This window comes from Flavobacterium sp. KH_001 (genome assembly GCF_057840745.1).
The window spans coordinates 1,812,346-1,826,584 of the sequence record NZ_CM174520.1; the positions used below are offsets into that span (position 1 = coordinate 1,812,346).

Here is a 14,239-nt window from a genome sequence, read left to right on the forward strand (position 1 = left end):
AAAACACACACTGGGCAAAGAGAAAAAGACATGATTCATTTATGCGCAAAGTAATTTTGCACTCTTGTAGGTATTAAGTCTAAGTATTAAATTGTTTCTGTTACGGATTGAGTGATAGTCCTACGCTAAAAAACAATCGCACTTTATCGATGTTGTTGATCCAGGAAGCATCAAAATGAATTGGACCTAAAATGGATTGATAAGAAATCGCTGTTCCTCCTGAAAGTACAAGACTAGGGGTGTCATTTTCATCCCACTTTCCTTTTGGGCTAAATACATGACCGATATATTCATCAAAAGTGTCAAAACCTACACTAGCAATATTAAAGTGTGGAGTGAGATAAATTTTTCCGGTTAAATTTATTTGAGAACCGAGTTTAAGTCCCATGTACTGTGTAACATTGAGCTCGTCTTCGTGCAGGCCGGGAAATGAAAAACGATTACTGCCAGAGCTCGGAATAATACCGCCTAAAAAATATTTTGCAGCATAACCAAATCCTGAAAACGGAATTTGATCGTCTTTAAATTTATCCTGAAAAATAAAATAAGAATCAAAGCCTATAATTCCTGTAATTTTCTTCTTTAAGAGTGCTCTCTTTTCAAAACCAAAACCAAATTTTGTGTAGCCATTTGTTGGGCCGGAAATACGTGTTAAATCTGGATCAGAAAAAGAGGCATCTATATCACTAAGAAATGATCGTGCAACATTTGCTTTTATAATGGTTCCGTTTGTGGCAAAAAAAACTTTGTCCATATCATTATAAGAATAATGCATGTTGAATTCAATATTATTAGAGTCGTAGTTGGTTATATTGACGGAGTTAGGATTGTATTCCCTGTCGTATTTTGGTTTTAGATTGGAGTAGCTATAGTTTAAGCCAAAACCTACATAACTTTTTAATGAATTTAAATTTCTGTTTACCTCATTATTGAGTTCAAAAGAATTATAAAGTATGTTGTCTGATGCTTTACCATTTATATAAATTTCTTGTCGCAGCAAGGCTCCATAAGCTTCAGATACCCACCACCATTCTCTGTATTGTCCGAAATTTTTTTGATAATTGATTCTCGCTTTTGGCTGTTCTGCGATATCTATTGTTACAAGAAGACGGGAGGCATCGGCAAGCACATTTCGGCCGGTGTAATTAAAAATGATTCCGACACCTCTGTAAGTATCATAATGTATTGAGGTGTTGAGCTGATTTTCGGCGCGTTCGAATCCAAACAATGTAATTCCTAATTTATCTTTTTCTGTGATAAAGTAGCTATACGTAATTTGATCAAAAAGATTAGTACCCATGGCTCTGTTAATTCCAGCTATTAAATCTTTGGTGGTGTATTTTACATGTGTTTTAAGGTTTGCTCTCCCAACCACCAAAGGCATATTCTCAGGACTTATTTTTTTATAAACAATTGTGTCCAGCACAAATTCTTTTGGCATATCTGGCAACGCATGCGTTCGTTGGGGAAAAGCTTTTAGTTTTTCTGATAATGAAACTAAAGCCGGAAGATTTTGATTTGTTGCTATTTTACCATCTTTGTAGATTTCGTCACTATCTGCAAAATCAGCCGTTGAGAAACGTAAGTTGGGCAAATGATCAACCAATATTGTACAAAGATCGCGGTTTGCAGGATTCTTAATATTACTCGGAAACATACTGGTCTGCATCAAAATGGTCATCAGATTATTCAGCTTATCCATTGGTTCCATTCCTCCCCCTACGTCGCTTCCAATAATAATATCCGCCCCCATTTCTTTGGCAACATCTGTTGGGAAATTATTTAAAACGCCTCCGTCTACTAATACTGTTTTGTCGTAAGGCATTGGCTTAAAAACGGCAGGCAAAGACATACTGGCTCTCATGGCATACGATAAACTTCCCTTACTCAAAATAACTTCTTTCCCCTCAACTAAGTCGGTAGCCATAGCCCTAAAGGGAATTGGGAGACTGTCAAAATCTCTAACATTGTATACCGGAAAGGTTAATTCAGAAAGGTATTCTCTTAGATTTTGATCATTTAAAAGAGAACCAATACTATTAAGTTTTCCATCTTTAACACCAATACCAACTAAATATCTTTGAAATTCTCGTTTTTCTTCTGCACTTACAGATCGTAATGATTGGCCTCCGCCAAGTACTTTATCCCAATGGATACTTTTGGTTAGTTTATCGATACTATCTCCGGAATATCCCATGGCGTACAAACCTCCAATGATGCTTCCCATACTGTTTCCAACAATAAGATCAGGGACAATGTGTAAGGAATCGAGTTTTTGCAAAAGCGGAATATGTGCAATTCCTTTTGCTCCACCACCGCTTAATACTAATACGACTTTAGGTTTTTTTTCCTGAGAAAAAAGGACTAGTGGGAGACTTAGTAAAAATAAGAAGACGATTAAATAAGTAGTTTTTTTCAAGCTTGTACTGTTTAAGTAATTGAGAAATAGAACCTTATTTTGATTATTAAAAGTAAGCAGATATTTGTAAACGTGCAATCTTTTGAGTGAAATGTTTTTTTGTTGAATTACAAAAAGAAAAAACCCGACAGTTTTTTTGAACTTGTCGGGTTTGAAGTAAGTATTAAAGAAATCTAAAATCAGAAATCTTTAATCTAAAATCAATTTAGTATCTGTAGTATTCTGGTTTGAATGGACCTTCAACCGGAACACCAATATAAGCAGCCTGATCGTCACGTAAAGTTTCCAATTCAACTCCTAATTTAGCTAAGTGTAAAGCAGCAACTTTTTCATCTAAATGTTTTGGTAACATGTAAACGTCATTGTTGTAAGCAGCACTGTTTTTCCATAATTCGATTTGTGCCAAAGTTTGGTTTGTAAATGAATTACTCATTACAAAACTTGGGTGACCTGTAGCACAACCAAGGTTTACTAAACGACCTTCAGCTAAGATGATGATATCTTTTCCAGCGATAGTATATTTGTCAACCTGAGGTTTGATTTCGATTTTAGATGCACCGTGGTTTTTGTTCAACCAAGCCATATCAATTTCGTTATCAAAGTGTCCGATGTTACAAACAACAGTTTTATCTTTCATTTGCTCGAAGTGCTCTCCAAGAACGATATCTTTATTTCCTGTAGTTGTAATGATGATATCAGCATTAGCAATAACAGTGTTTAATTTTTTAACTTCATAACCGTCCATTGCAGCTTGTAAAGCACAAATTGGGTCAATTTCAGTAACTGTTACAATAGATCCTGCACCTCTGAAAGAAGCAGCAGTTCCTTTTCCAACATCACCGTATCCACAAACGATAACTCTTTTACCAGCTAACATTAAGTCAGTTGCACGACGAACTGCATCTACTGCAGATTCTTTACAACCGTATTTGTTATCAAATTTAGATTTAGTAACAGAGTCATTAATGTTGATTGCAGGCATTGGTAAAGTTCCGGCTTTTACTCTTTCGTAAAGTCTGTGAACTCCAGTTGTAGTTTCTTCAGATAATCCTTTGATTCCAGGAACCAATTCTGGGAAACGGTCAATAACCATGTTTGTTAAATCTCCACCATCATCCAAAATCATGTTCAATGGTTTTCTGTCTTCACCAAAGAATAAAGTTTGCTCAATACACCAGTCAAATGATTGCTCATCAAGACCTTTCCAAGCATAAACCTGGATTCCTGCAGCAGCAATAGCAGCAGCAGCCTGATCCTGAGTAGAGAAAATATTACAAGAAGACCAAGTAACTTCAGCACCAAGAGCAATTAAAGTTTCGATCAAAACAGCAGTTTGAATCGTCATGTGCAAACATCCAGCGATACGAGCACCTGCAAGAGGTTGTTCGTCTTTGTATTCAGCACGAAGTGCCATTAAACCTGGCATTTCAGCTTCAGCTAGTTCAATTTCTTTTCTTCCCCAAGCCGCTAGAGAAATGTCTTTTACTTTGAAAGCCACATAAGGCGTAGTTGTAGTACTCATTTATAGTGTATATTTGTATATTGTAAAATTTTTGCAAATTTACGGAATACCTTTGGAATTTTTACTATTTCTGTCAGATTTGTGAAATGTTTAATTTCTTAATCTTTAGAAGGTTAGTTTGCGAATTGTTTTTAAACCATATAAGTGATATAAGTTCATTTAAAAAAGATTCTCTTCATTATACTTTTTAAATTACGAATTGCTTAAATTTATAATTCACAACTCATAATTCATAATTAAAAAAGCAATGCCTTTATTTCAGACTATACAATGCAGTGAAACGACCAAACTTTTAATTTGGGAAATAACCGAATCTTTTGAGGAGTTATTGAGCAAAGTAGTTTTGAAAGAAAAAACACAGTTGAGGTTAAACGGAATGAAATCTCAGTTGCATCAGCGTGCTTTTTTAAGCGTTCGTATGCTGATTCAGGAAATGGGTTTTACTGATAAAGATTTACATTATGATGAATTCGGGAAACCTTATTTCGATTGTCATAATTATATTTCAATTACACATTCTTATCATTTTGCAGCCATTATCATCAGTCATGAGACTGTTGGAATTGATATGGAATTACAGCGAGAGAAAATCCGTAAAATCGCTGATAAATTTGTTGACACCGAATTCGAATATTTAAATCCGAATGTTTCTGAAGAATACATTAAAAAACTTACCGTAATCTGGGGTGCGAAAGAAGCCATCTTTAAAATTAGAAACGAAAAAGGAATCAGCTTTAAAGATCATATTAGAGTGGGCGATTTTTCTTTGGATAAAGAACAAACCCAGGCCAGTCTGCATTTTGATGATTTGATTAAAGATTTTAATGTGCATTACGAAGAAATCAAATCGGATAATTTTGAAGGAAAGTTTACTTTGGTTTATGCTTTTGAGAAATAGTTTTTAGATTAAATTCCAATAAAAAAATCCCAAATTCCAAACTTGTGAGCTATTATTGAACACAATCTTGTCATTTCGACCGAAGGGAGAAATCACACTAGAAACTCCGCAAAGAAAATCGCCAATCTTTATCGAATTACGCGTGTGATTTCTCCCTTCGGTCGAAATGACATACAATACGATTTTCTTTTATTATTCTAACGTTTCAGCCAACTTTTTTTCGATGCTCAAACATACTCACAAACAAAAAAGTTCCCATTTTTCTGGCACGCCTTTTAAGTGTTTCTACATTTTCTCCTTCAAAATGTTCGTCTAAAGTCTGAAACCAATAGTTAAGCCAGATTCCGAATTCATTCGAAGTAATTTTTCCGCCAAAACGAGCATCAACTTCATTGTGCACAGCATTAGGATTGCCTTTGTATTTTTTGACTGCAAATAAATTGGTTTCCCAAAAATCAGTCAGTTTTTCGAGATGAGCGTCCCAATCTCTTATCATCGTATTAAAATAAAAACTGATTTCTTCATCGGCTCTTATTTTAGCATAGAACTGATGTACTAGAAACTCGACATCAGTTCTATTTTCTATTTGCTTTTTCATAGTACAAAACTATTCAGAAATATGAGTAAAACACTTAAAAGAGCACTTAAAATAATAAGATTAAAAACTACTTTATGTTTCATTTGTGCTAAAATTGACGTGTTAGCAAAAACGCAAGCCAATACAATAATAGCCAGCTGAATCATTTGCCCAATAGAAGTTCCGTGTGAAAGGATGTACATCGCAGCAGCACCACCTAAACAGCTTTGACCTATTACGGCCATTGCTGCTGAACCCATATAATTTTTATTGAAATTTTCGAATGTTGTTTGATATAGTGTCATGATATTGAGATTTTTATACTACAAAGGTACATGCACTATGCAACTCCATTTTATGACTTTAATCATAAAACAGGAACTATTTTATCTGTATACTTTCCTGTTTATAATCTTCAAAAGCCCCTTTTTCTCCAACGCTTTTATGGTTCTGATTACGGTTTCAACACGCAGGCCGGTTAAATCCCCAATTTGTTGTCTGGTGAAATTGATGAGGTAACCGTTGACATCTTTCTTGAAATTAAAATAGGCGATTCCGTGGTCAATTAGTTTTAAAACTCGGTGTTCCGGTTCCTGAGTAGACATTTCTGCCGCCATAACCGATTTGTAATACAATCGCTGTGCTAAATTCTCGATTATTTTAAGGCTTATTGACGGATTTTCTTCCAGTAATTTCAGGAAATTGCTTTTAGAGAGAAGAAGAACTTCCGAATCGTCAACCGCAATGGCATTTGCCGGATAATTTTGATTTAAAAACAGGGGAGGTTCGCCAAAAGACTGTTCTTTATAAAAAATTCCCTGAATGAATTCGCGGCCATCGTCATTATAATTACTCATTTTTACCTCTCCGGAAATAATCTGATAATAATGAGTTGGCAAGTTTCCTTCTTCAAAAATAATGTCATTTTTGTCGAAAGACTTCTTTAAGGCGCCATATTTTTCTAACAATTCAGGAGCGATCATGCTTTCATTTATTTAGTTGTCAAAAGCTATTGTACAAATATAATTCATTCAAAATAGTTCTTCTGCATTAAAAAACTTTTACTTTTACGCCCGCTATGAAACAAAGAATATCCAACATACACCAACAGATTTTGGAAGCTAAAAAGAAGGGGCAAAAATTGCTGGCCATACTTTTAGATCCGGATAAAATTGTATGGGAAAATTTAGATCATTTATTAGATAAAATAAAGCAATCGCCAGCAACACACATTTTTGTGGGAGGAAGTATTGTACAGGCTACCATTCTGGAAGAGTTGCTTGCCGAATTAAAACAAAAAACAAATTTGCCTGTTGTGATATTTCCCGGCGATCCGTCGCAGATTTCACCTCAGGCAGATGCTATTTTGTTCTTGTCTTTATTGTCTGGAAGAAATCCGGATTATTTAATTGAATATCAGGTTCAGGCGGCACCAATTCTGAAAAAGACGAATCTTGAAGTTATTTCAACAGGATATATTTTAATAGAAAGTGGCAACGAAACGGCAGTAGCACGGGTAAGTAAAACAAAGCCGCTTAAACGTGAAAACCTTGATTTAGTTTTGGCCACAGCACAGGCTGGGGAAATGCTGGGTAATAAATTAATGTATTTGGAGGCTGGAAGTGGAGCTAAAAATGCAGTGCCTCTGAAAATGATACAGTTAATAGCGCAAAACATCGAAATTCCTATAATTGTTGGCGGAGGAATTGTAGATTTGTACGGAATTCAGAATGCCTATAAAGCTGGTGCCGATTTAGTAGTTATTGGAACTGCTTTTGAAAACGACAGTCATTTTTTTGAAGCCTAAATCATAACCAAATAACCAAACCAAATGATTGATTTTTTTCTTGACAGCTATAAAAACGCACCGTTATGGCATATTGCACTAGAGTTTTTAGTTTTTGTCTGTGGAATTTTAAGTGTCTGGTTTGCTAAAAAAGAGAATATCTGGGTTTATCCAACAGGATTAATCGCTACCGTAATTTCGGTTTATCTATTATATATTGCAGGTTACATAGGAGATATGATTATTAACGGTTATTTCTCAATTATGAGCATTTACGGTTGGTATTTATGGGGAAAAGGCGGAACGACAGAAGACAATTTACCAATTACTCGTACAAATCTTAATGAAAAAATAATTGGAATCTTACTGTTTTTTGTAACTGTTTTTGTAGTTTTCGGGATTTATAAATATTTTGATTACGAAATTAAAACCGACAATTATGTCGATATGATTTCGTCCGGAATATTTTTTGCAGGAATGTGGTACATGGCCAGGAAAAAAATCGAAAACTGGACACTTTGGATTATTGGTGATATAATTGTAGTGCCACTTTATGCTTATCGCGGCTTAGGGATGTTGTCACTTCAATATTTAATTTTTACAATTTTAGCTATTTCAGCTTATTTAGAATGGAGAAAAATCTTAGACAGCAAAAAACAGCTATCATAAAAATTGCTTTATTTGGTCCTGAAAGTACAGGAAAAACAACTTTAGCAAAACAACTTGCGGATTACTATCAGACCGAATGGGTTCCTGAGTTTGCACGCGATTATCTACAAGAAAAGTGGGAAGAAAACCAGCACATTTGTGTGGCTGATGATATGATGCCCATCGCATACGGACAAACAGAATTAGAAAATCAAAAGTTATCTAGAGCAAACAAATATTTGTTTTGCGATACTAACTTAATGGTCACTAAAGTTTTTTCTGAAATGTATTACGGTTTCTGTGATCCTTTATTAAATGAAGCCGCCCTTAAGCATGAATACGACTTGTTCTTTTTAACAGATATTGATGTTCCTTGGGAAAAAGACGATATTAGAGATACACCGGATGGAAGAGAAAGTGTTTTCTCTGTTTTTAAGCAAACGCTGATCGATACTAAAAAACCTTTTATAACGCTTTCCGGAGACAAGGAATGCCGTTTGGCAAAAGCAACTTCAATTATACATAATTTGACAATAGCGAAAGAAAAAGGTTTTTCTTCAGTTGACTTTGTTCAGATTTATGATCACGAAATACCATTTGAGAATATACTGAATCAATTGGAGATTTTTAAAAACGGAATTGCAAAAAGCAATTTAATAAGCCCGGCAACTATCAATGATGGTATTGTAAGTCTTTCCGATGCTGAACTTGAGCAAAAGGCTGTTTTTTTTGACAGTCAAAAATCAAAATTAAAACTGAAAAAGTTTGTTCCTGCCTCTGGAGCCGCAAGTAGAATGTTTAAGTTCTTGAATGCGTTTTTGAATGATTTTGACATTCATAAAGAAACCATAAACGCTTATATAAACAGAAAAAAAGATAGTGATCTCTCGATTTTTATAGTAGCAATGGATAAATTTCCTTTTTTTGAAACTGTAGATAAAAAACTTAGGGAAATTTACACGGATTTTGAAACCCTGGACAGGGATTATAAAAATTACTATTTTATAAAAGTATTACTGTCTCCTGATTATTTTGATTTTGCAAACAAACCAAAAGCAGTTTTGCCATTTCATCAATATAAGACACATCTTGCAAATCCCATAGAAGAACATTTGAATGAATGTGTACATTATGCAACTGCAGGAAAAACATCAAATCTTCATTTTACGGTTTCAGAAAATCACCAAATTCAGTTTGAAGAAGCTGTTGATTTAGTTAAATATCAAATAGAGAAAGATTCAGGAACTAAGATTAATATTGGGTATTCTTATCAAAGCAAGAGTACTGATTCTATTACAGTTGATGTTCATAATAAAGGAGTTCGAAATAAAGACGGAGCACTGGTTTTTAGACCTGGAGGCCACGGAGCACTAATTGAAAACCTAAACAAATTAGATTCTGATATTATTTTTATTAAAAATATTGATAACGTAATTCAAAATCATATTGATAAAATTACGTTGTACAAAAAGTCTTTAGCAGGAATTTTAATTGAAATTCAGCATAAGGTTTTTGGTTATTTAACTGCGATTGAAAACAATGAAATTAAAGAAAATGATGTAACTGAAATTATTGAATTTTTAAGAGAGCAACTAAACATTCGTCTCACGAATGATTTTAATAAATTTACATTTGAAAATAAAATCCTTAAAATTAAGGAGTTGTTAGACCGCCCAATTCGCGTTTGTGGAATGGTTAAAAATGAAGGAGAACCCGGAGGCGGACCATTTTGGGTGATGAATGAGAGAGGAAGTGTTTCGCTTCAAATCGTAGAAACATCGCAGGTAGATGTAATGAATAAAAAACAGCTTCAAATTTTGGCGGAAGCAACCCATTTTAATCCTGTTGATTTAATCTGCGGTATTAAAAACTATAAAAAACAAAAGTTTGATCTGACTCAGTTTGTCGATCATAAAGCTGGATTTATTGTAGAAAAAAGCATTGACGGAAAAACAGTTAAAAGTTATGAATTGCCAGGTTTATGGAATGGAGCAATGGCAAATTGGTTAACCGTTTTTGTGGCTGTTCCTTTAATAACCTTTAATCCGGTGAAAACAGTAAATGATTTATTAAAAGCAGCACATCAACCGCAATAATGGATTCAGAAAAAATCATATCAGAATTAAGTTTTAAAGCCGTTCGTAGCAGTGGTGCCGGTGGACAAAACGTAAACAAAGTATCATCAAAAGTGGTGCTAACTTTTGATTTGAATACATCGCAAGCCTTGTCTGAAGAAGAAAAAGCACTTTTGTTAATAAATATTGCACCACGCTTAACTACTGAAAACATTCTGATTTTAAATTGTGACGAAGATCGCAGCCAGCTTAAAAACAAGGATATTGTTGTAAAACGGTTTTTAGAAATCATCAAAAAAGGATTGCATGTTCCGAAGGTTCGAAAAGCAACTAAGATTCCAAAATCTGTAATTAAAAAACGAATTAAGGATAAAAAGAATATTTCTGAAATAAAGCAATCTCGCAAGAAACCAAATTTAGATTAAATTCTAATTTAGAATAAAAACCAATTTATAAAATTGCTTCGCCTGTTCGCTGGCGCTCGAGTCCAAATTCCAATTGAAAACTACATGAAGTAAGTTTTTGGAATTTGGAATTTCTTTTTTTGGAATTTGGAATTTTAGTTTTTGGAATTTGTTTTTTAACACTACATTTGCACTGTCTCAAAGGGGTGCTCTAAATAACGAGCTGAGATCATACCCAAAGAACCTGAGCGAGTAATGTTGCTAAGGGAAAAAACGACAATGGTTAGCGTGCACACTATATCTTGTCGTAAGAAACACATTTATTAATTTAACAAAAAGAATAATTCCCCCTTTTATTCGTAAATTTTTTACGGATGAAAACTTCTCTTAAAGGTGCTAAGGTGCTAAGTTACAAAGGTTCAAAGGTGAGCCAAAAGTCTATTCTCTTTACTCTATTTTCTTTACTCTTTACTCTATTTTCTTTCGCACAAGCTCAGGACTCTACCAAAGTAAATTCTCTTGATGAGGTTTTGGTCTCTGCTGTTCGTGTTACTGCAAAAACGCCGGTTACGTTTAGTAATTTAGATAAAAAAGACATCAAATACAGAAATCTGGGTCAGGATATTCCAATTCTGATGAATTATATGCCTTCTGTGGTTACAACTTCTGATGCTGGAAACGGAATGGGTTACACCGGAATTCGTGTCCGCGGAAGCGATGCAACACGTGTCAATGTTACCATCAACGGAATTCCATACAATGATGCTGAAAGTCAGGGGACATTTTGGGTTAATATGCCTGATTTTGCTTCTTCTGTTGAGAGTTTACAATTGCAGCGAGGTGTTGGAACTTCAACCAATGGTTCTGGTGCTTTTGGTGCCAGTTTAAATATGCTGACAGATAATTATGCTTCAAAAGCAAATGGAGAAGTTTCCGGTTCTTATGGAAGTTTTAATTCTCAAAAAAATACAGTAAAATTTAGTACCGGTTTATTAAACGATCATTTCGAATTGGCTGGACGTTTGTCCAGAATCAAATCAGATGGGTATATAGACAGAGCAAGTTCTGATTTGAAATCTTATTTTTTACAAGGAACTTATGTTGGTAAAACCACTTTGATTAAAGCATTGGTTTTTGGCGGAACAGAAAAAACATATCAATCCTGGAACGGAATTGATGCTGAAACACTAAACGCAGATCGTACTTTTAATTCTTCCGGAATGTATATCGACGAATCTGGAAACATTCGTTTTTATGATAATGAAACCGATAACTACCAGCAAGATCATTATCAATTGCATTGGAGTGAATCATTCTCAGATAAATGGAGCTCAAACTTAGCAGTTCATTATACTAAAGGAAAAGGGTATTACGAAAATTATAAATATGATGAGCCGGTTGCAGGATATGGGCCAATTGAACCTACCAAAATGGTTGAGAATGACAACGGAGAATTAGTTCCAGGGACTGATTTAATTCGTCAGAAATGGCTGGACAATGATTTTTACGGAACCACTTTTTCTGTAAAATACAAAGAGGAGAAGCTGGATGTTATTTTTGGCGGAGGCTGGAATAAATACGAAGGTGATCATTTCGGAAAAGTAATTTGGGCAAGACATTCTGCGCAATCAGAATTAGGCGATCATTATTACGATGATTTCTCCACTAAAACAGATGGAAATATCTTCGCTAAAGCCAATTATCAATTCACAGAAAAACTAAGCTTTTATGGCGATTTACAATATAGAAATGTAAAATACAAATCTAATAGTGCAGACACTGGTTTGGTGGATGATAATTTCAATTTCTTTAATCCGAAAGCAGGTTTGAACTACGAAATCAATCAAAAAAACACACTTTATTTCTCCTACGCAAGAGCCAATCGTGAACCAAACAGAACGGATTATGAAGGCGGTAACGTAAAGCCTGAAAAACTAAATGATTTTGAATTGGGATGGAGATTCAATTCGGAGAAATTTCAATTAAATTCGAATTTCTATTATATGGCCTACAAAGACCAATTGATTTTAACCGGAAGATTAGACGATGTTGGTGCGCCAATTCGTTCCAATACTGATAAAAGTTACCGTTTAGGTTTTGAAGTAGATGCAACTATTAAACTTTCAGAGAAATTTTTGCTTCGTCCAAACTTTACTTTAAGCAGTAATAAAAATGTTGATTTGGCTGTTGAAGGTCAAAATTATGGCACAACTAAAATTGCCTATTCTCCAGAAGTAATAGCAGGTAATATAATTGTTTACAGCCCACTTGAAAGTTTGCATATTTCGTTATTGCAGAAATATGTTGGTGAGCAATACATGAACAATATCGAATTGCCATCAGCAAAACTCGCCGACTATTTTGTAAATGATTTGAATGTATCTTATGAGATTAAACCAAAATCTGTCTTCAAATCAATAATGATTACAGGATTGGTAAATAATATTTTAGATAAGAAATACGTTTCAAACGGATATATGTGGGATGTTTATCCATACTATTATCCACAGGCGGGAATTAATTTCTTAGCCGGACTGACTTTGAAATTCTAAAATATTGTAAAAATTAAAAAGCCTGAAAGTTTTAAATTTTCAGGCTTTTTTGTTTTTGGGCAATAGTTTAATGAACTATTAATAAAACACGTTTTTGATTTTAATTTTAAATTAAGAATTTTCTTATTTTATGTATTTCAAACATAATCCGCCGCTATCAGTTGTATTGCTGTATTTTGTAAGATATATTATCGATTTAATTTTTGATATACTTGTTAAAAAATTGTTAATTGTATAAGTTTAGGTTTACATTTTTTTTTTTCAAATTTACTTCGGTTAACCAAAAAACAAATTAATAAATTTATAACTAATTTAATTATGAAAAATTTTTTATTTACCGCTGTAGCATTACTTGCGTTTAGTGGAGCTGCGATGGCAGAAACTTCTGAAACAAAAAATGAAATAAAAAAAACAATTAATATCGTTGAATACGATAAATGTATGGATAAAGCCATGGCTGCTGTTGATTTGGCTGGTGAAGATGACCCTATATTTAATTATTATCTTTACCAATATTATATGAATCATTGTTAAGAATGTTTTTACATGGAGGTATAGTTTACCTCCATGTTTTTCTCAAAGCAAGTTTATAATTTTACTAATATTTAAAATAAAACTTATCATGATCTATTTTAATCCAACTAATTTCAACTAATTTATAATGAAAAAAATCTTTTTCTTTTTCTTTTTCTTTTTTTCTTTTTTTTGCTTCTCACAAACATCAGGTTTTGCATATTACGGTATTCAGTTACCGGAATATAAAGACAAAGATGGTAAAAACGATGATGTGCTTTATGAAGCTAAAAAAATAGCAGAAAGTCATAATTTTATTTTAGAATTTAATGAAACTCAGTCTCATTTTTACCTTTCGAATGAGATGGAAAATGAGGGCGCTAACGTGTTAATTAACGGAGTTGCCAATATTATATCTGGATATGAAAATTATTATGATAAGGGTAAGCAGCTAAGTATTAACAAGCAGGTTGATGGAATTCTTCTGAAAGACAAGAACGCTGTAAAATCATGGACAATTACAAACGAAACAAAGGTGATTGATAATTATTTATGCTATAAAGCAGAATATATCAAAAAGTACCAAGGTTATAATGGACAAATGAGCAAAACAATAATCGCGTGGTTTGCTCCCTCTTTGCCATTTCCTTTTGGCCCTAATAGCTATAATGGATTGCCGGGTCTAGTATTAGAATTAACTGAGACAGGAAAAAAAAATAAAACATATTTTTTAAAAAAGATTGAACTGAAAAAGCAAAATATTCTAATTAAATTCCCTGAAGGCAAAGTTTTAACAGAGGAGGAGTTTATGAAAAATTCGACTTACATTCCGAAATAAATTTAAT

The 14,239-nt window shown here is 33.7% G+C and carries 13 protein-coding genes; 8 read left to right on the forward strand and 5 right to left on the reverse strand.

Features of this window, described 5'->3' with window-relative positions:
* Window positions 1-100: 100 nt before the first annotated feature.
* Window positions 101-2,419: a patatin-like phospholipase family protein gene (locus tag AC3ITQ_RS07920; protein WP_489237869.1), complete on the reverse strand. Its 2,319-nt coding sequence runs from the start codon at window positions 2,417-2,419 to the stop codon at window positions 101-103.
* A gap of 205 nt (window positions 2,420-2,624) precedes the next feature.
* Window positions 2,625-3,941 carry an adenosylhomocysteinase gene (ahcY, locus tag AC3ITQ_RS07925; protein ID WP_026983772.1) on the reverse strand — a complete coding sequence of 439 codons (1,317 nt, stop codon included), beginning with the start codon at window positions 3,939-3,941 and terminating at the stop codon, window positions 2,625-2,627.
* A 247-nt stretch (window positions 3,942-4,188) separates the two neighbouring features.
* On the opposite strand from ahcY, the gene AC3ITQ_RS07930 reads away from it, so the two are divergent.
* Window positions 4,189-4,839: a 4'-phosphopantetheinyl transferase family protein gene (locus AC3ITQ_RS07930; RefSeq protein WP_489237872.1), complete on the forward strand. Its 651-nt coding sequence runs from the start codon at window positions 4,189-4,191 to the stop codon at window positions 4,837-4,839.
* Window positions 4,840-5,044: 205 nt separating this feature from the next.
* On the opposite strand, the gene AC3ITQ_RS07935 is transcribed toward AC3ITQ_RS07930, so the two are convergent.
* From AC3ITQ_RS07935 to AC3ITQ_RS07945, 3 genes are all read right to left on the reverse strand, one after another.
* Window positions 5,045-5,437: a group III truncated hemoglobin gene (locus tag AC3ITQ_RS07935; RefSeq protein WP_489237874.1), complete on the reverse strand. Its 393-nt coding sequence runs from the start codon at window positions 5,435-5,437 to the stop codon at window positions 5,045-5,047.
* Window positions 5,434-5,721 (reverse strand): hypothetical protein, encoded by a 288-nt coding sequence (locus tag AC3ITQ_RS07940; RefSeq protein ID WP_133523218.1) that lies wholly within the window; start codon window positions 5,719-5,721, stop codon window positions 5,434-5,436. Before AC3ITQ_RS07940 ends, AC3ITQ_RS07935 begins: the two co-directional genes overlap by 4 nt.
* Before the next feature lie 81 nt (window positions 5,722-5,802).
* The gene (locus AC3ITQ_RS07945; RefSeq protein WP_489237876.1) at window positions 5,803-6,399 is read right to left on the reverse strand and encodes a Crp/Fnr family transcriptional regulator; all 597 of its coding nucleotides are present in this window, start codon (window positions 6,397-6,399) and stop codon (window positions 5,803-5,805) included.
* A 95-nt stretch (window positions 6,400-6,494) separates the two neighbouring features.
* Here AC3ITQ_RS07945 and AC3ITQ_RS07950 point away from each other — a divergent pair, with 95 nt between their 5' ends.
* From AC3ITQ_RS07950 to AC3ITQ_RS07980, 7 genes are all read left to right on the forward strand, one after another.
* Window positions 6,495-7,223 (forward strand): phosphoglycerol geranylgeranyltransferase, encoded by a 729-nt coding sequence (locus AC3ITQ_RS07950; RefSeq protein WP_489237878.1) that lies wholly within the window; start codon window positions 6,495-6,497, stop codon window positions 7,221-7,223.
* A 24-nt stretch (window positions 7,224-7,247) separates the two neighbouring features.
* A complete protein-coding gene (gene pnuC / locus AC3ITQ_RS07955) occupies window positions 7,248-7,871 on the forward strand; it encodes a nicotinamide riboside transporter PnuC (protein WP_489237880.1) in 624 nt (207 codons plus the stop codon).
* The gene (locus AC3ITQ_RS07960) at window positions 7,832-9,946 is read left to right on the forward strand and encodes a DUF4301 family protein (RefSeq protein ID WP_489237882.1); all 2,115 of its coding nucleotides are present in this window, start codon (window positions 7,832-7,834) and stop codon (window positions 9,944-9,946) included. Before pnuC ends, AC3ITQ_RS07960 begins: the two co-directional genes overlap by 40 nt.
* Entirely contained in the window at window positions 9,946-10,350 is a 405-nt protein-coding gene (gene arfB, locus AC3ITQ_RS07965; RefSeq protein WP_489237884.1) for an alternative ribosome rescue aminoacyl-tRNA hydrolase ArfB, read from the forward strand. The genes AC3ITQ_RS07960 and arfB overlap by 1 nt, the downstream gene beginning before the upstream one ends.
* Before the next feature lie 353 nt (window positions 10,351-10,703).
* Complete coding sequence (locus AC3ITQ_RS07970) at window positions 10,704-12,881, forward strand: TonB-dependent receptor (protein WP_489237886.1); 2,178 nt, start codon at window positions 10,704-10,706, stop codon at window positions 12,879-12,881.
* Window positions 12,882-13,199: 318 nt separating this feature from the next.
* Window positions 13,200-13,415: a hypothetical protein gene (locus tag AC3ITQ_RS07975; protein WP_489237888.1), complete on the forward strand. Its 216-nt coding sequence runs from the start codon at window positions 13,200-13,202 to the stop codon at window positions 13,413-13,415.
* Between the two features lie 127 nt (window positions 13,416-13,542).
* Window positions 13,543-14,232 (forward strand): GLPGLI family protein, encoded by a 690-nt coding sequence (locus AC3ITQ_RS07980; RefSeq protein ID WP_489237890.1) that lies wholly within the window; start codon window positions 13,543-13,545, stop codon window positions 14,230-14,232.
* Window positions 14,233-14,239: the final 7 nt, after the last annotated feature.